The following is an 18400-nucleotide window of genomic DNA, read 5'->3' on the forward strand; positions in this document are numbered from 1 at the left end:
TGCGGCCCGCAACCCTTAAATGACAGAAAAATGACTGACTGCTGCATTCCACAGCAAAACCCCGCCTTATACCCATTTACGCACAGAGTTATCCACAATCGTAAGGAAATTATCTGTCAGCGTCCCTAAAAAGGGAGAGAATCGGTATGAAAACCTCTATATAGAAAGAAATTCACTCTACGCTATATAAAGAAGAAGGACTGACAACTTAAGCGCCATAATCCCTACCACCTTTGAATTACGCACCCCATCAGGCAATAATACCCGTACAAACCGTGATTTCAGGACCGTGATGAGATACTCCCTGCAACGTACTGCTATACGTAAACGCCCGATGAAGCTTGGCACCACCGTGATCCTCATGGTTAGTGCAGTACTCTTCTCCGTGCTGCTTGTCGTTCATCTGATTTATTTCTCGCAGATCAGCAACATGACGCGCGATGCATTAGCGAGTAAAGCGCTTGCGGTCGCGCGAACGCTAGCCAACTCTCCGGAGATCCGCCAGGGACTAATGAAAAAGCCCGAGGAAAGCGGCATTCAGGCGATTGCCCAGGCGGTGAATAAGAGCAACGACTTTTTGTTCATCGTCGTCACTGATATGCAAAGCATTCGTTACTCCCATCCCGAAGCGCAGAGAATCGGTCAGCCATTTAAAGGCGATGACATATTGCTGGCCCTGCAGGGTCAAGAGAATGTCGCCATTAATCGCGGATTCCTGGCTAAAGCTCTACGTGTATTTACTCCTATCTATGACGAACATCACCGGCAGATTGGCGTCGTGTCGATCGGCCTTGAGCTAAGCCGGGTGACTGAGCAGATCAATAACAGCCGCGGCAGCATCATCTGGTCCATCTTATTTGGCGTGCTGGTTGGACTGCTCGGTACATGGGTATTTGTCAAAGTTCTCAAGCGCATTCTGTTTGGTCTGGAGCCTTATGAAATCTCCAATCTGTTCGAACAACGCCAGGCGATGCTGCACTCTATAAAGGAAGGTGTCATTGCCGTTGACGAATGCGGTGAGGTGACGCTGATTAACCAAGCGGCGCAGGAGCTGCTGGATTATCACAAATCACAAGATGATGCCCAGCTCTCCACACTCAGCCATGCGTGGTCACAGGTGGTCGATTTTTCACAGGTACTACATGACGGAACGCCGCGCCGCGATGAAGAGATCATGGTGAAGGATCGGCTACTCTTAATTAACACGGTCCCGGTACTCAGCAACGGTAAAATCATCGGTGCCATTTCAACCTTCAGAGATAAGACTGAAGTCCGAAAACTAATGCAACGTCTGGATGGTATGGTCAACTATGCCGACGCACTTCGTGAACGATCCCACGAATTCATGAATAAATTGCACGTGATTCTGGGATTATTGCATCTGAAAAGTTATAAGCAGCTTGAAAATTACATCCTGAAGACAGCAAACAATTATCAGGAAGAAATTGGCTCGCTGTTAGGAAAAATAAAATCACCGGTGATCGCAGGATTTTTACTCAGTAAGATTAATCGCACATCTGATTTAGGCCATAGTCTGGTCATTAGCAATGAAAGCCAGTTACCGGAAAATAGCAACGAAGATCAGGTGGCGGTGCTGATTACCGTTCTGGGGAATCTGATTGAAAACGCCCTGGAAGCGCTAGGTCAAGAACCTGGTGGTGAGATCAGCGTATCCTTGCATTATCGACACGGCTGGTTGCATTGCGAAGTGAATGACGATGGTCCGGGGATTGCCCCCGAAAACATTGAGCACATCTTTGAGAAGGGCGTTTCGTCAAAAGGAACCGAACGGGGCGTAGGTTTAGCGCTTGTTAAACAACAGGTTGAAAACGTTGGCGGCAATATATCCGTCGAGTCTGAACCTGGGATCTTCACCCAATTTTTTGTACAGTTACCGTGGAATGGTGAGAGGGCCAGCAGATGATCAATGTCTTAATTGTCGATGACGATGCAATGGTAGCGGAATTAAACCGCCGTTATGTCGCGCAACTCTCCGGTTTTCACTGCTGCGGCACAGCCTCCACGCTGGAGAAAGCAAAAGAGATAATCTTTCATAGCGGTCATCATATTGATCTGATTTTGCTAGATATTTATATGCAAAAAGAAAACGGTCTGGACCTGCTACCGGTTCTGCACAGCGAAGGTTGCAAGTGTGATGTCATCGTCATCTCTTCCGCCGCTGATGCCACCACCATCAAAGATTCACTTCACTACGGTGTTGTTGACTACCTGATCAAACCTTTCCAGGCTTCCCGGTTTGAAGAGGCGCTCACCGGCTGGCTGCACAAGAAAAATGAAATGGACAAGCATCAGTATTATGAACAGTCTGAGCTTGACCAGCTGATTCACGGCAGCTCTTCCAATGAACAGGAAGCACGGCGCTTACCTAAAGGGTTAACGCCGCAAACGTTACGCACGTTATGCCAGTGGATTGATGAGCACCAGGATCAAGAGTTCTCCACAGATGAGTTGGCCAACGAGGTCAATATCTCGCGCGTCTCTTGCCGTAAATACCTTATCTGGCTCGTCAATTGTCACATCTTATTTACCAGCATCCATTATGGCGTGACCGGCAGACCTGTTTATCGTTATCGCGTGCAGGCTGAACACTACTCATTGCTTAAACAATATTGCCAATAAATACACTTGGGATTATTTGTTATTTGAAAGTAACAATTATTAAAATAATGAAAAATCCCAATTTCACCAGCTGGCACTGTAAAATTATAAATTTGCGTTAGATCAAATATATTTGTATCCGGCATGTTAAATGTATTATTTTAATATTGACAACCATCACACTGTTTTTAATTTCAAAATCGCTAACAAAAGTTAATTAAGTATTATCTAACTCGCAGAGTGTGTATTTTTACCCATAAAGGATTAGTCTGAAATTAACCAGACATACAAAATCTAGACTGGTAGCAATGGAGACCATGCTACGTACCATGGACACCGTACATTTTTGTGAGCAAATAAAAGTATCCGCACGCCGACCTCATCACATTATGAGATGGCGTGACCGTGATCACATAAATAATCTACTCACCCATTCTGTCGGTGGTTCACGTAATAGCGGAAAACGCAAAACAGATAAATTACAGCGTCAACCGCAGCTTTCCATGTTCAGCTCTGCTTCCCATCGCCTGAGGATTCTCTCCTCTGATCAAAGCCACAGAAAAAACCAAATATCGCCATAACTTTAAAAAAACATTCTAGCAAGACATTTGAACATTAATCGCAAATACGGATATATCGAATACTGACCATTTTTTGATGCTTATTCTGGCAAAAAAGAATGTGGCACAGATCCATTTTTCAAAAATTGACTGGGTTTTTCGCGAGGGTAAATAAAATGTTATTTAGTATACAACTTCTCATAATATTAATATGTTTGTTTTATGGTGCCAGAAAGGGCGGTATCGCACTGGGTTTATTAGGCGGTATCGGCCTGGTCATTCTGGTTTTCGTTTTCCATCTCCAGCCGGGTAAACCACCTGTAGATGTAATGCTGGTTATTATTGCCGTGGTGGCCGCATCGGCAACCTTGCAAGCCTCCGGCGGCCTTGACGTTATGCTGCAAATCGCTGAAAAGCTGCTGCGCCGTAACCCAAAATACGTTTCCATCGTCGCACCTTTCGTTACCTGCACCCTGACGATTCTCTGCGGTACAGGGCACGTGGTATACACCATCCTGCCAATCATTTATGACGTTGCCATTAAGAACAATATTCGCCCGGAACGTCCGATGGCGGCGAGTTCTATCGGCGCGCAGATGGGGATTATCGCCAGCCCGGTTTCTGTAGCCGTTGTGTCACTGGTGGCAATGCTGGGTAACGTAACGTTTGAAGGCAAGCATCTCGAATTCCTCGACCTGCTCAGCATCACCATCCCGTCTACCCTGTTGGGTATCCTGGCGATCGGTATCTTCAGCTGGTTCCGTGGTAAGGATCTGGATAAAGATGAAGAGTTCCAGAAGTTCATTTCCGTACCTGAAAACCACAACTATGTGTATGGCGATACCGCCACGCTGTTAGACAAAAAGCTGCCGAAAAGCAACTGGCTGGCCATGTGGATCTTCCTGGCCGCTATCGCCGTTGTTGCCGTGCTTGGCGCGTTCTCTGAGCTGCGTCCTACCTTTAGCGGCAAACCGCTGTCAATGGTGCTGGTTATCCAGATGTTCATGCTGCTGACCGGTGCGCTGATTATTATCCTGACGAAGACCAATCCCGCTTCAATATCTAAAAACGAAGTCTTCCGTTCCGGTATGATCGCGATTGTGGCGGTGTACGGTATTGCCTGGATGGCCGAAACAATGTTCGGCGCGCACATGACAGAAATCGAAGGTGTGCTGGGCAATATGGTGAAAGAGTATCCGTGGGCCTATGCAATTGTTCTGCTGCTGGTATCCAAATTTGTAAACTCCCAGGCAGCGGCGCTGGCAGCGATTGTTCCGGTCGCGCTGGCAATCGGAGTTGATCCCGCGTACATCGTGGCTTCTGCTCCGGCATGTTACGGTTACTACATTCTGCCGACCTACCCGAGCGATCTGGCTGCTATCCAGTTTGACCGTTCCGGCACCACCCACATCGGCCGCTTCGTTATCAACCACAGCTTCATTCTGCCTGGCTTGATCGGCGTAAGCGTATCCTGTGTCTTTGGTTGGATCTTCGCCGCAATGTACGGTTTCCTGTAATCACAGTTCGCGTGCCGTCCACGTTGGTACGGCACGCCACCATGAAGACACAGAGAATTTTAAAATTCCTGAGAAAAATGAAAAGGCTGGAAGCAAATGTCAAAAGTTGAATTCACTTACCAGGCGGCTTTCCCACTGGGGGAAGACAAAACTGAGTACTACCTGCTGACATCCGAACACGTCAGCGTCGGCGAGTTTGAAGGCGAAACAATCCTGAAAGTAGCCCCTGAAGCACTTACGCTACTGGCCCAGCAAGCCTTCCACGATGCCTCCTTCATGCTCCGCCCAGAACACCAACAGCAAGTCGCCTCAATTCTCCATGATCCCGAAGCCAGCGAAAACGATAAGTACGTGGCACTGCAGTTCCTGAGAAACTCCGAAATCGCCGCCAAAGGCGTGTTGCCAACCTGCCAGGACACCGGTACGGCAATCATCATGGGTAAAAAAGGTCAGCGTGTTTGGACCGGCGGCGGCGATGAAGCGGCGCTCTCCAAAGGCGTATTTAATACCTATATCGAAGATAACCTGCGCTACTCGCAAAACGCGGCGCTGGATATGTACAAAGAAGTGAATACCGGCACCAACCTGCCCGCACAGATCGATCTGTACAGCGTGGACGGTGACGAATACAAATTCCTGTGCGTGGCCAAAGGCGGCGGCTCAGCCAACAAAACCTATCTATATCAGGAAACCAAAGCGCTGCTGACTCCCGGCAAACTGAAAAACTTCCTGGTTGAGAAAATGCGTACGCTGGGTACCGCAGCTTGCCCGCCGTACCACATCGCATTCGTCATTGGCGGCACGTCAGCGGAAAGCACCCTTAAAACGGTGAAGCTGGCCAGCACACACTACTATGACGCGCTGCCGACTGAAGGCAATGCTCACGGCCAGGCGTTCCGCGATCTGCAACTGGAACAGGAACTACTGGAAGAAGCGCAAAAACTCGGCCTTGGCGCTCAGTTTGGCGGAAAATACTTCGCACACGATATCCGCGTGATCCGCCTGCCTCGCCACGGCGCGTCCTGCCCGGTTGGTATGGGCGTTTCTTGCTCCGCAGACCGTAACATCAAGGCCAAGATCAACCGCGAAGGGATCTGGATTGAAAAACTGGAACATAACCCAGGTCAGTACATTCCAGAATCTCTGCGCCAGGCGGGCGAAGGCGAAGTGGTTAAAGTTGACCTTAACCGCCCAATGAAAGAGATCCTCGCCCAGCTCTCTCAGTACCCGGTTTCTACTCGTCTGTCACTGAGCGGTACTATCATTGTTGGTCGTGACATTGCCCACGCGAAGTTAAAAGAACGTATTGAGTCCGGCGAAGGTCTGCCGCAGTACGTGAAAGATCATCCGATCTACTACGCGGGTCCGGCCAAAACGCCTGCAGGCTACCCGTCCGGTTCTTTAGGTCCAACCACCGCGGGTCGTATGGACTCCTACGTTGACCTGTTGCAGTCTCACGGCGGCAGCATGATCATGCTGGCAAAAGGTAACCGTAGCCAGCAGGTGACTGACGCCTGCCACAAACACGGAGGCTTCTACTTGGGCAGCATCGGTGGACCGGCAGCGGTACTGGCGCAGCAGAGCATTAAGCATCTGGAATGCGTGGAATACCCGGAGCTGGGAATGGAAGCTATCTGGAAAATCGAAGTAGAAGATTTCCCGGCTTTCATCCTGGTCGATGACAAAGGCAACGATTTCTTCCAGCAAATCGTCAGCAAACAATGCGCTAACTGCGCGAAGTAACCCATTCGGCCCGGCACTGGACTGGCACTAAATTTTTGGCGTCAGTCCAGCGATCCCCCCGGGCCAACTTTATCCCCCCATTTACTGGTATTGAATTTTTGCCGTTCACAGGGAATAGTGACCTTTTCCATTACGTGTGAATTCGCAATGCTCCGCACTCTGAACCCCACAATCTTGCGCACTGGCGCATTGATCCTGGCGCTGATTCTTATCTACACCGGTATCTCTGCCTCTGAGAAAATCACCTGGCTGATGGAAGTCACGCCAGTCATTATTGTCGTCCCGCTGTTGCTGGCTACCATGAAGCAGTACCCATTGACGCCGCTGCTTTATACGTTGATTTTCTTGCACGCCATCATTCTGATGGTAGGTGGGATGTATACCTACGCCAAAGTTCCCATTGGTTTTCAGGTTCAGGAATGGCTGGATCTCAGCCGTAACCCCTATGACAAGCTGGGCCATTTCTTCCAGGGGCTGGTACCAGCCCTGACGGCAAGAGAGATTTTAGTGCGCGGCAATATTGTCCGTGGTCGTAAGATGCTGTCATTTCTGGTCTGCTGCGTAGCGCTGGCGATTAGCGCAATGTATGAACTGATCGAATGGTGGGCGGCGCTGGCAATGGGACAAGGTGCGGATGACTTCCTTGGCACGCAGGGTGACCCGTGGGATACCCAGTCGGACATGTTCTGCGCCCTGCTCGGTGCGTTAACAACGGTCCTCGCGTTGGCGGGCTGGCACAATCGGCAGTTGAAAACGGCCGGAGAGCGCTAACGCTTCTCCGGCAATCTACGCTACCTACTACGATACTTGATAACCAGAATCGGCAAGGCGAACAACAGTGTCAGAAAGTTCGCCATGCTGACGGCAGTATCTTCAATCAATAATCCGTAAATCAGCCACAAAACCAGCCCGCACACAAACATCACATACATCAAACCGGAGATACCTTGCGTATTGCGGGTGGTAATAACCTTAATGGCTTGCGGCAAGAAAGAGAGCGTCGTCAGGCTGGCCGCCAAATATCCAATCAACGATTGCCATTCCATCGCTATGCCTTCACATCGCCTGGAGCCACTACCGCAATAGCCGGGATAACCGGTTGCTCATGGTGCTGCGGCACCTTGCGATACTTATCCAGTAAATGGATCTGGATCCTGCGCAGGGTGTCGCCATTCAGTCGATAAAAGCGGAAATACAGGACTAAGGTCACCACAAAAAAGAGTGCGGGTAGCGCTATCATAATAAACTGCATGCCAACGATGGTTTCGGCAGACTGCGCGACATTTGGCGCGTAATTAATCACCCCGAGTATCAACGCGATAAAGAAAGCGGCAAATGCTGACCCACCTTTTACCACCATTGTCTGCACCGAATAAGCGATACTTTCACAACGAACATTAAGTTTGTATTCACCGTAATCAACGGTATCCGCCACCATAATGACCTGCAACACCCAGAAAAGCGCAGATCCAATATTTAGTAAAACACCAGCAATAACAATCAGTAAGATATTATGGAAATCTGCCAGCGCCATCACCAGTAGTACGCTACAGCTAAGCACCGGCAGCACCGATGCCCCAGCCCACAAGATCCGTCGTGACAACGCGCTTACCAACCGAGGAAAGAAAATCAGCGTCAGCAGGTTTGCCGCACCTGCGTAAGACATGTAGTACGGGAAGAGACTTGCATCGCCAATCACGTAGGTAAAATAGTAAATGGCAAAGCCAGCAATGATATTGGATGCAATATTGTAAGCCAGTGCCATACCTAACAGGCAGGTTAGCTGGTCATTTTTATAAATGAGCCCAACGATCGCTTTCAACCCAAGACGACTGCTGTCTGCCGTGGCCTCACTGTCTGACGAAAAAACCTCATGCACATTCCGTAGCGTCACAACGGTGGAAACGATAAAGAACGCGATGAGAATGAGCGTAAACATCTGAAAACCAAAACCACGATCGGCTCCGCCAACATAGCTCACAAAGGGTAGCGTCACGCCTGCGGTAACAAACCCGGCAAGGCTGGCGAAGAAACGCGGATACGGCACCAGTTGTTCACGCTCGCGTTTATCCAGTGTAATGGTTGGCACCAGTGACCAGAATGGAATATCCATAATGGTGTAGGTCATTCCCCATAATATATACGTCACGCAAACAAATACGACCTGCGCAGTACCCTCAAAAAGATGTGCGCTAAAAAGCAAAAACAGCACCAATGAGTTCGCCAGCGTACCGAGCAAGATCCAGGGTTTAAATTTTCCCCAGCGAGATCGGGTGGCGTTCACAATCCAGCCCATGATGGGATCGTTTACCGCATCCCAGATCCTTGCCGCCAGGAACAACGTTCCGACCAGCCCCACCGATAATCCCACCACGTCGGTGTAGTAATACATCAGGTACATGTACACAATTCCGATGGCGAAATCCTTACCAAACGCTCCAAATCCATAACTGAGTTTTGTTGTCAGAGATATGCTCATAGGGTATCGGGTCGCTGTTACCAGCGCCCGCCTTCTGTAAGAGGAAACGTCAGAGGTTAAACGCCGGATACAATGCCCGGCGTGATTGTGTATTAACGGTGCAGCCAGGCCGGCAGCCAGTCGCCGTGAGACGCGATCAGGTCGTCCACCAGCGCATAAATCTCTTCAATCCCCAGTACAGCGGCGGTATGCGGATCCATCATCGCCGCGTGATAAACGCGATCGCGATTCTCCATCAGGATGGCTTCCGTTAGCAGGGTCTGAACATTGATATTGGTTTGCATCATGGCCGCCAAATGTGACGGGAGAGTCCCGACTTTCGTTGGCTGAATACCATTCGCATCGACCAGACAAGCGACTTCAACGCAGCAGCCTTGCGGCAGGTTATCGATCAGATTGTCATTGCGAACGTTGCCATACACGACGCTCGGTTCACCGGTCCAGATAGCGTTCATGATAGTGCTGGCATATTCGCGCGACGGTTTAATGTCGATCCGCTCAGCCGTTTTGTACTCTTCCAGCTCTTTTTTCCAGTTCGCCAACTGTTCCACACAACGTTTCGGATATTCATCCAATGGCACCTTATAGCGCTCAATCAGATCTTCACGCCCCGGTTTGATAAACCACGGCGTATATTCAGCGAAGTGCTCCGACGATTCGGTGACGAAATACCCCAGTTTTTTGAACATTTCATAGCGCACAATGTTCTGGCAACGGGTATTTCCGTGAATATTTGGTTTCGGCGCCTGACCGGATTCATAGGCCGTCAGCAGCTCCGGGTAGAGATTCACATAGGCACCGTCCGCCGTTTTGCGCTCCAGCTCCAGATAAAACGCCATATGGTTGATCCCGGCACTGCGATAGCGCAAAGAAGCAGGGTCGATGTTCAGATCGCGGGCCAACTCCTCCGCCGTCCCCTGCACCGAATGACACAACCCAACCTGCTTAATATGCGGATAACGTGCATACATTGCCCAGGTGTTCATTGCCATCGGGTTAACGTAGTTAAGCATCGTGGCCTGCGGACAGACTTCGGTCATATCCTCACAAATCTGCCATAAATGCGGGATGGTACGCAGCGCGCGCATGATGCCGCCCGGCCCCAGCGTGTCGGCAATCGTCTGCTCCAGACCATGGCGTTTACACACCGTAAAATCGGTGACGGTACAAGGTTCATAGCCGCCAATCTGGAAAGCGACCACTACAAAATCAGCATCCTGTAATGCTGCTTTTTGATCGGTATAGCAGGTGATTCGTCCAGACGCGCCCGCAGAATCCATCAACTTGCGCACAACAACGTGTGATTCTTCCAGACGCGTAGGATCGAGATCCATCAAGGCGATATGCGCAGATTTAAGCGCATCGCGGTGAAAGACATCCCCAAGAATATTTTTGACGAAAATCGTGGAACCGGCGCCGATAAAGGTAATTTTGGGTGCAGACATCATGACTCTCCAGAACATTAGTGAACACAGTCATGGTGGCACAGCGCATAGATGAAAACCTCCGACTTCCCTGCCGAGCATTCCCATAAACTCAGATCATCACTCTGCGCCCTATTGGATCTGAGTTTATGGGACAAAATTACCCAAAAAGCAGAGTATGCGGCCGCAAAATGTCGCTATGCTCAATGGTAACGGTCCAATTTGTGTCCTGATTCTCAGCCTTAATACGTGTTAAATGACATGATTCTGATAATTCAGGAAATGGAGCAACCATGAGTACATTACCGACATCGCCTCTCCCTCCCGATCCGCACATGTGCAGTAGCGATGAAGAACAAACCCGCAGCCCGCTATCGCTGTACTCAGAATATCAACGGATGGATATCGAGTTGCGCTCACCGCATGCTATGCCTGCCAGCCACTGGCATGGGCAGGTGGAGATCAATGTTCCGTTTGATGGTGACGTCGAGTACCTTATCAACAATGAAGTCGTGCAGATAAAACAGGGACACATCACGCTATTCTGGGCCTGTACACCGCATCAACTCACGCGTCCGGGCAGCTGCCAAAGTATGGCTATCTTCAATTTACCGATGCACCTTTTCCTCTCCTGGCCGCTGGATCGCGAGCTGATCAACCATGTTACCCATGGAATGGTCATCAAATCGCTGGCGTCGCAGCAGTTGAGCACCTTTGAGGTTCAGCGCTGGCAACAGGAACTGAGCAACCCGAACGAACAAATTCGCCAGCTCGCCATTGATGAAATTGGTCTGATGCTCAAACGGTTTAGCCTTTCCGGTTGGCAGCCTATCCTGGTCAATAAAACCTCGCGGACCCACAAAAACAGCGTGTCGCGGCACGCCCAGTTTTACGTCAGCCAAATGCTGAGCTTTATTGCCGACAACTACGATCAGGCGCTCACCATCAACGACGTCGCGGAACACGTGAAGCTCAACGCCAACTACGCGATGGGGATTTTCCAACGCGTAATGCAACTCACCCTGAAGCAGTACATTACGGCAATGCGGATCAATCACGTCCGCGCATTGCTCAGCGATACCGATAAAACCATTCTCGACGTTGCGTTGACCGCCGGATTCCGATCCAGCAGCCGTTTTTATGACACCTTTAGCAAGTTTGTCGGCATGTCGCCGCAGCAGTACCGCAAACTAAGCCAGCAGCATCGGCAAACAATCGCAGGTTGATATCATTCGGCAATATCAGTATCAGCCAAAAAAATATTCCCCCTGTCGATAAACGGCGGTGAAAAACCGCCAACAAGCAAACATAACACACTGTTTAAAAACAAATTAAACACAAATCAGGCTACTTTTTACCCGCTTTACAGCCCATTTTGACAGGATAATACTTGCCTGCGTCACATTCATACGGTGTGTCTGCAATTCATAGATTGCAACCTTTCCACAACCGGGTAAAAGATGATGAAAGTATTAATTGTTGAAAGTGAGTTTCTGCATCAGGACACCTGGGTCGGTAGCGCTGTCGAACGTCTGGCTGATGCATTAAGCCGCCAAAATGTTACCGTCATTAAGTCCACCTCATTCGACGATGGTTATGCAATCCTCGCCGCCAATGAAGCCATTGATTGTCTGATGTTCAGCTATCAAATGGAACAACAAGACGAGCACCTGAACGTCAGGCAATTGATCGGCAAGCTCCACGAGCGCCAGCAAAACGTTCCCGTTTTCCTGCTGGGCGATCGCGAAAAAGCCACCGCATCGCTGGATCGCGACCTGCTGGAGCTTGTCGATGAATTTGCCTGGATTCTGGAAGACACCGCAGACTTTATCGCCGGGCGCGCCGTTGCGGCAATGACCCGCTACCGCCAACAGCTTCTGCCACCGCTGTTCAGCGCGCTGATGAAGTACGGCGACATCCATGAATACTCCTGGGCAGCACCGGGTCACCAGGGCGGCGTCGGATTCACCAAAACGCCGGCCGGTCGTTTCTACCATGATTACTATGGTGAAAACTTATTCCGTAGCGACATGGGTATTGAACGTGCATCGCTCGGCTCGCTGCTGGATCATACCGGCGCGTTTGGCGAGAGCGAAAAATATGCCGCCCGCGTGTTTGGCGCTGATCGCTCCTGGTCTGTAGTGGTCGGGACTTCCGGCTCTAACCGCACCATCATGCAAGCTTGTATGACCGACAACGACGTCGTGGTGCTGGATCGTAACTGCCATAAATCCATCGAGCAGGGGCTTATCCTCACCGGGGCAAAACCGGTGTATATGGTGCCAAGCCGCAACCGGTACGGCATTATCGGGCCTATCTACCCGCAGGAAATGCAGCCTGAAACATTGCAGAAAAAGATCAGCGAAAGCCCGCTGACCAAAGGTAAAGCCGGGCAAAAACCGTCTTACAGCGTTGTGACCAACTGTACCTACGACGGTGTTTGCTACAACGCCAAAGAGGCCCAGGACCTGCTCGCGCAAACCAGCGATCGCATCCACTTCGATGAGGCCTGGTACGGCTATGCTCGCTTCAACCCAATTTATGCCGATCACTACGCCATGCGTGGCGCGCCGGGCGATCATAACGGTCCTACCGTTTTTGCCACCCACTCAACCCACAAACTGCTGAATGCGCTTTCTCAGGCATCTTACATTCACGTTCGTGAAGGTCGTGGGGCCGTGAACTTCTCCCGCTTTAACCAGGCGTACATGATGCACGCCACTACCTCTCCGCTGTATGCCATCTGCGCCTCAAACGACGTGGCGGTCTCCATGATGGATGGTAACAGCGGCCTGTCACTCACCCAGGAAGTGATCGACGAAGCGGTCGATTTCCGTCAGGCCATGGCACGGTTGTACAAAGAATTCACCGCCGAAGGCGACTGGTTCTTCAAACCGTGGAACAAAGAGATTGTGACCGATCCGCAGACCGGCAAAACCTATGACTTTGCCGATGCGCCAACCCAACTCCTGACCACCGACCAGAACTGCTGGGTTATGCGCCCGGGTGAATCCTGGCACGGATTTAAAGACCTGCCGGATAACTGGAGCATGCTGGACCCGATCAAAGTCAGCATTCTGGCACCGGGGATGGGCGACGATGGCGAACTGGAAGAGAACGGCGTACCGGCCGCACTGGTCACCGCCTGGCTTGGCCGTCACGGCATCGTGCCGACCCGTACCACCGATTTCCAGATTATGTTCCTGTTCTCCATGGGTATTACCCGCGGGAAATGGGGCACACTGATCAACACGTTGTGCTCTTTCAAACACCATTACGATGCCAATACCCCGCTGGCACAGGTGATGCCAGAACTGGTTGAGGAACATCCAGACACTTACGCCAACATGGGCATTCACGATCTGGGCGACACCATGTTCGCCTGGCTGAAAGAGAACAACCCAGGCGCACGTCTTAACGCGGCCTACTCCGGCCTGCCTGTTGCTGAAATCACCCCGCGTGAAGCCTATAACGCGATAGTCAGCGATAACGTTGAGATGGTGGCCATTGAAAATCTGCCGGGTCGTATAGCCGCGAATTCCGTTATTCCTTACCCACCAGGAATTCCGATGCTGCTGTCCGGGGAAAACTTTGGCGACGCCAATAGCCCGCAGATTAGTTATCTACGTTCGTTGCAGTCCTGGGACCACCACTTCCCTGGATTTGAACATGAAACCGAAGGAACGGAAATTATTGACGGTGTGTACCACGTTATGTGCGTGAAAGCATAATGTCGTTTTATAGATAGTCCGATGTTTAAGGTAGACATGTCATGCTTGAGTAATTCCTGAGTATTGCTGCAAAACAATAACATTGTCATACCTTTTTGCGCGGGACCACCCCGCGCTTTTTTTATACGCAAATAGCGCCTTTCCACTTGCGTACAAAAATGTGTACATAAGAAAAATCCCGCCAAACATTGTAATTAATTTCAGACACGTTATTTTATTGCAGTCCTGGTTTCATCATACAATTTCAATTTAGCCGATTTGGCTCATCTGATGTTGAGCTACGGTGTTTTATGTTCATATTCCTGGAGTTGGGTATGAGGCTTTGCAGCAAAGAAGCTTGTGTTGTTGTATTAACGGAGAAGGATGTTTGGTTAAGGATTAACGGTAAAGAAGCCATCAGTTTAAAAGCTAATCATATGGCACTGGTGGCATGCGATAATAATATTATCGATTTCTCATCACTTAATAACGCATTGGTCGTACATATCAGCCGCGATATCATTAAAGATTATCTGCGCTTTTTAAATAAAGACCTTTCACAGATCCCACTCTGGCAACGCAGTGCCAGCCCAGTGATGACCGCCGCGTGTCTGACGCCGGATGTCTTCAGGGTGGCTGCCCAACATAGCGTAATGGACACAGTGAACGAAGCTGAAAGAGAGCGTACACGCTCGCTACTGTTCACGGTGTTATCACGCTTTCTCGACAGCAAAAAGTTTATTTCTTTGCTCATGTATATGCTACGCAACTGTATCAGCGATAGCGTTTATCACATTATTGAGAGCGATATACATAAAGACTGGAATTTAAGCATGGTTGCCAGTTGCTTATGCCTGAGTCCCAGTTTGTTAAAGAAAAAGCTCAAAAGTGAAAATACAAGTTACAGCCAAATAATTACCACATGTCGCATGCGATATGCCGTCAATCAATTACTGATGGACGGCAAAAACATTTCTCAGGTATCTCAACTGTGTGGATATAACAGTACCTCATACTTTATCTCCGTATTCAAAGAGTTCTATGGGATGACGCCTCTGCATTATGTTAGCCAACACAGGGAGCCATCCGCCGCCTGATTTTTAATCAGTTAGCGATAAGCCATAATAATATCAGCATTAGCGATACCCCAGCTCCGTCATCATTAAACAGACTTTTGACGAGGTATGATAAGGCGTCATTTATCCTTATCAGGAGTTAAAAAATATGTCGACGGATGCTGATGCTCACAAAGTGGGCTTAATCCCCGTCACCCTTATGGTGTCGGGGAATATTATGGGTTCCGGTGTATTCCTGCTACCCGCAAACCTTGCGTCAACTGGCGGGATTGCAATCTACGGATGGTTGGTCACGATTATCGGTGCTCTGGCACTGTCGATGGTGTACGCCAAAATGTCGTCCTTAGACTCCAGTCCCGGCGGTTCTTATGCTTACGCCCGCCGTTGCTTCGGTCCTTTTTTGGGCTACCAGACCAACGTGCTGTACTGGCTGGCCTGCTGGATTGGTAACATCGCCATGGTGGTCATTGGCGTCGGTTACCTGAGCTACTTCTTCCCCATCTTAAAAGATCCGCTGGTCCTGACGCTGACCTGCGTCGTAGTGCTATGGATCTTCGTATTACTGAACATTGTCGGACCGAAAATGATCACCCGCGTGCAGGCCGTCGCAACGGTACTGGCACTGGTGCCAATTGTCGGGATTGCCGTCTTCGGTTGGTTCTGGTTCCGCGGTGAAACCTATATGGCGGCCTGGAACGTCAGCGGCATGAACACCTTCGGCGCGATTCAAAGCACTCTGAACGTCACCTTGTGGTCATTTATCGGGGTGGAAAGCGCCTCCGTTGCGGCTGGCGTGGTTAAAAATCCCAAACGTAACGTACCTATCGCCACCATGGGCGGCGTGCTGATTGCCGCTGTTTGCTACGTGCTCTCCACCACCGCAATCATGGGTATGATCCCTAATGCGGCGCTGCGTGTATCAGCCTCTCCGTTCGGTGATGCCGCACGTATGGCGCTGGGTGACACCGCTGGGGCGATTGTTTCCTTCTGTGCTGCTGCCGGGTGTCTTGGTTCTCTGGGCGGCTGGACGCTGCTTGCCGGGCAAACCGCCAAAGCCGCAGCCGATGACGGCCTGTTCCCACCGATTTTTGCCCGCGTGAACAAAGCCGGTACGCCAGTGGCCGGGTTAATTATTGTCGGCATCCTGATGACCATCTTCCAGTTCAGCAGTATGTCGCCGAACGCAGCGAAAGAGTTTGGTCTGGTCTCTTCGGTTTCCGTTATTTTCACCCTGGTGCCGTATCTGTACACCTGCGCCGCGCTACTGCTGCTCGGCCATGGCCACTTTGGTAAAGCACGCCCGATGTACTTACTGGTGACCTTTATCGCCTTTGTCTACTGCATCTGGGCGGTTGTCGGTTCCGGCGCCAAAGAAGTGATGTGGTCGTTCGTCACGCTGATGATCATCACCGCGCTGTACGCACTGAACTACAACCGGATCCATAAAAACCCGTATCCACTGGATGCCCCGGTAAACAATAACTAACTTAAGCAATCGTCATTGCCCGATGGCGTCAGTTCATCGGGCCTACGCTGCCTCGCTGATATTCGAAAAATCAACATTAAGAACTTAAGGTTGGCTTAATTTTACTTTGAGAGGATTTGCGCCACATAGTCGATGGAACCCCCTTAATGTTAAAGCTCTTGTTTAAAAGGCCCACTCTCGGGCTAATCAGCTGGCTCCTGCTGATCTCATTTTATCTTGCGACCTTCCTGAACATTGCGTTCTATAAACAAGTGCTGCAAGACCTGCCTCTGGACTCTGTGCGTAACGTGCTGGTGTTTTTATCAATGCCGGTGGTCGCGTTCAGCGTCATGAACATCGTGCTGACGCTGGCCTCATTCCTGTGGCTTAATCGCCTTGTGGCGTGCATTTTCATTCTGGTTGGTGCATCGGCCCAATATTTCATCATGACCTACGGCATCATCATCGACCGCTCGATGATCGCCAATATGATGGATACTACGCCCGCTGAAACCTTCGCCCTCATGACGCCACGAATGGTGCTTACACTTGGGATCAGCGGTATTCTGGCCGCGCTCATTGCCTGCTGGGTAAAAATCAAACCGATCACGCCAGTCATGCGCAGCATACTGTTTCGTGGCGCGAACATTCTGATCTCCGCGCTGCTGATCGTGCTGGTCGCTGCGTTCTTCTATAAAGATTACGCCTCACTGTTTCGCAACAACAAAGAACTGGTGAAATCCCTCAGTCCATCCAACAGCATTGTGGCGACGTCATCCTGGTATTCACACCAGCGACTGGCCCACCTGCCGCTGGTGCGCATTGGCGAGGATGCACATCGCAATCCATTGATGGTAAAAGAAAAGCGTAAAAACCTGACGATTGTGGTTCTCGGCGAGACCTCGCGCGGCGATAACTTCTCGCTGTCAGGCTACTCGCGCCAGACCAACCCGCTGCTGGAAAAAGATGATGTGGTCTATTTCCCCCGCACCACATCCTGCGGAACGGCAACGGCAGTATCAGTACCCTGCATGTTCTCGGACATGCCACGCGCGCACTACGACGAAGAACTGGCACAGCATCAGGAAGGCGTACTCGACATCATTCAGCGGGCGGGAATTAACGTTCTGTGGAACGATAACGACGGCGGCTGCAAAGGGGCTTGCGACCGGGTTCCACACCAGAATATGACTAAGCTGAACCTGCCAGGGCAGTGTATTGACGGTGAATGCTACGATGAAGTCCTGTTCCACGGGCTGGAAGAGTACATTAATAACCTGCAAGGCGACGGCGTGATTGTGCTGCATACCATCGGCAGCCACGGTCCGACCTATTACAACCGCTATCCTGCGCAGTTTAAGAAATTTACGCCAACCTGCGATACCAACGAAATCCAGACCTGTTCGCAGCAACAGTTGGTCAATACTTACGACAACACCATTCTTTACGTTGACTATATTGTTGATAAAGCAATCAATATACTGAAAGAACACCAGGATAATTTCACCACCAGCCTGGTCTATCTTTCCGATCACGGCGAATCCTTAGGGGAAAATGGCGTCTATTTGCACGGCCTGCCGTATTCGATTGCACCAGATACGCAAAAACATGTGCCGATGCTGCTGTGGCTCTCCGAGGATTATCAGCAACGCTATCAGGTCTCTCAGACATGTTTGCAAAAACGGGCAAGCTCAGAAGACTTCTCGCAGGATAATCTCTTCTCAACTCTGCTGGGATTAACGGGCGTGCAAACACAGAAATATCAGGCGGCAGATGATATTCTGCAACCCTGCCGGGGAGGCTAAAC

Annotated in this window: 13 protein-coding genes; 10 read left to right on the forward strand and 3 right to left on the reverse strand. The window is 50.3% G+C overall.

The genetic code is table 11. From position 1 onward, the window contains the following. The first annotated feature begins 292 nt into the window (after positions 1-292). From OGY71_RS00315 to OGY71_RS00335, 5 genes are all read left to right on the forward strand, one after another. On the forward strand, positions 293-1924 hold the full coding sequence (locus OGY71_RS00315; protein WP_206160253.1) for a sensor histidine kinase: 1632 nt from the start codon (positions 293-295) through the stop codon (positions 1922-1924). Then, complete coding sequence (dcuR, locus tag OGY71_RS00320; RefSeq protein WP_008786975.1) at positions 1921-2640, forward strand: two-component system response regulator DcuR; 720 nt, start codon at positions 1921-1923, stop codon at positions 2638-2640. The genes OGY71_RS00315 and dcuR overlap by 4 nt, the downstream gene beginning before the upstream one ends. Positions 2641-3355: 715 nt before the next feature. Further along, on the forward strand, positions 3356-4696 hold the full coding sequence (gene dcuB, locus OGY71_RS00325; RefSeq protein WP_003031873.1) for an anaerobic C4-dicarboxylate transporter DcuB: 1341 nt from the start codon (positions 3356-3358) through the stop codon (positions 4694-4696). A gap of 96 nt (positions 4697-4792) precedes the next feature. Then, on the forward strand, positions 4793-6439 hold the full coding sequence (fumA, locus tag OGY71_RS00330) for a class I fumarate hydratase FumA (RefSeq protein ID WP_057068411.1): 1647 nt from the start codon (positions 4793-4795) through the stop codon (positions 6437-6439). 147 nt (positions 6440-6586) lie between these two features. Further along, on the forward strand, positions 6587-7210 hold the full coding sequence (locus OGY71_RS00335) for a DUF2238 domain-containing protein (RefSeq protein ID WP_032934135.1): 624 nt from the start codon (positions 6587-6589) through the stop codon (positions 7208-7210). A gap of 20 nt (positions 7211-7230) precedes the next feature. Here OGY71_RS00335 and OGY71_RS00340 read toward each other — a convergent pair whose 3' ends face one another. The 3 genes from OGY71_RS00340 to melA all read right to left on the reverse strand — a co-directional run bounded on the left by OGY71_RS00340 (position 7231) and on the right by melA (position 10366). Next, the gene (locus OGY71_RS00340) at positions 7231-7485 is read right to left on the reverse strand and encodes a SemiSWEET transporter (RefSeq protein ID WP_003826761.1); all 255 of its coding nucleotides are present in this window, start codon (positions 7483-7485) and stop codon (positions 7231-7233) included. 2 nt (positions 7486-7487) lie between these two features. Then, positions 7488-8918 carry a melibiose:sodium transporter MelB gene (melB, locus tag OGY71_RS00345; RefSeq protein ID WP_206160252.1) on the reverse strand — a complete coding sequence of 477 codons (1431 nt, stop codon included), beginning with the start codon at positions 8916-8918 and terminating at the stop codon, positions 7488-7490. A gap of 92 nt (positions 8919-9010) precedes the next feature. Continuing rightward, entirely contained in the window at positions 9011-10366 is a 1356-nt protein-coding gene (gene melA / locus OGY71_RS00350) for an alpha-galactosidase (protein WP_154816719.1), read from the reverse strand. Between the two features lie 269 nt (positions 10367-10635). Here melA and melR point away from each other — a divergent pair, with 269 nt between their 5' ends. From melR to eptA, 5 genes are all read left to right on the forward strand, one after another. Next, positions 10636-11568 carry a transcriptional regulator MelR gene (melR, locus tag OGY71_RS00355; protein ID WP_003826756.1) on the forward strand — a complete coding sequence of 311 codons (933 nt, stop codon included), beginning with the start codon at positions 10636-10638 and terminating at the stop codon, positions 11566-11568. Positions 11569-11805: 237 nt separating this feature from the next. Continuing rightward, on the forward strand, positions 11806-14073 hold the full coding sequence (adiA, locus tag OGY71_RS00360) for an arginine decarboxylase (protein ID WP_003826754.1): 2268 nt from the start codon (positions 11806-11808) through the stop codon (positions 14071-14073). Between the two features lie 314 nt (positions 14074-14387). Next, positions 14388-15149, forward strand: a complete 762-nt coding sequence (locus OGY71_RS00365; RefSeq protein ID WP_008786968.1) for an AraC family transcriptional regulator — start codon at positions 14388-14390, stop codon at positions 15147-15149. Positions 15150-15276: 127 nt separating this feature from the next. Continuing rightward, complete coding sequence (gene adiC / locus OGY71_RS00370; RefSeq protein WP_003031853.1) at positions 15277-16614, forward strand: arginine/agmatine antiporter; 1338 nt, start codon at positions 15277-15279, stop codon at positions 16612-16614. A gap of 146 nt (positions 16615-16760) precedes the next feature. Further along, positions 16761-18398 (forward strand): phosphoethanolamine transferase EptA, encoded by a 1638-nt coding sequence (gene eptA / locus OGY71_RS00375; protein WP_003826749.1) that lies wholly within the window; start codon positions 16761-16763, stop codon positions 18396-18398. Positions 18399-18400: the final 2 nt, after the last annotated feature.

Origin of the sequence: Citrobacter sp. Cpo109, assembly GCF_030332565.1 — a bacterium.
GTDB lineage: Bacteria > Pseudomonadota > Gammaproteobacteria > Enterobacterales > Enterobacteriaceae > Citrobacter > Citrobacter portucalensis.